1 pseudogene is annotated in these 414 nt (G+C 34.3%); it reads left to right on the top strand.

From position 1 onward, the window contains the following. Positions 1–236: pseudogene (locus DN394_RS29190) on the top strand (alpha-keto acid decarboxylase family protein); the annotation flags it as partial. Positions 237–414: the final 178 nt, after the last annotated feature.

Raw genomic sequence — 414 nt, 5'->3', positions numbered from 1 at the left:
TGTATAACGATATTCCGAGATGGCAGTATACCAAATTAATCGAAGCTTTCGGTGGAGATGCGTATACAATGCAAGTGCATACTAATCAAGAATTAGATCAAGCGATTCAAGAAGCTGAACAACAGCAAAATCAAAAACTATGCTTAATCGAACTGATGATTGCTGATCCGATGGATGCACCGAAGTATCTACGCAAAACACGTGAGTTTTTGCAAAAACAAGAACAGCAACAATAACATCCAAACTCATAAAAGATAGTTTAAGTGATACAATCAGATGAATCGATATATGAACATCTTCTCTGCGTATAGAGAAGATGTTTTTTTGTCTACATAAAGCAGAACAGCATAACAAAGGAATATTTAGTGATGATATAAATAAAAGTAGTGACACAGCATACAACATTCCTTATAA

It is taken from the genome of Bacillus sp. BB081, assembly GCF_008368895.1.
GTDB lineage: Bacteria > Bacillota > Bacilli > Bacillales > Bacillaceae_G > Bacillus_A > Bacillus_A wiedmannii.
Note: the sequence above shows the minus strand (reverse complement) of the source record. Positions and strands in the feature narration are given on the sequence as shown.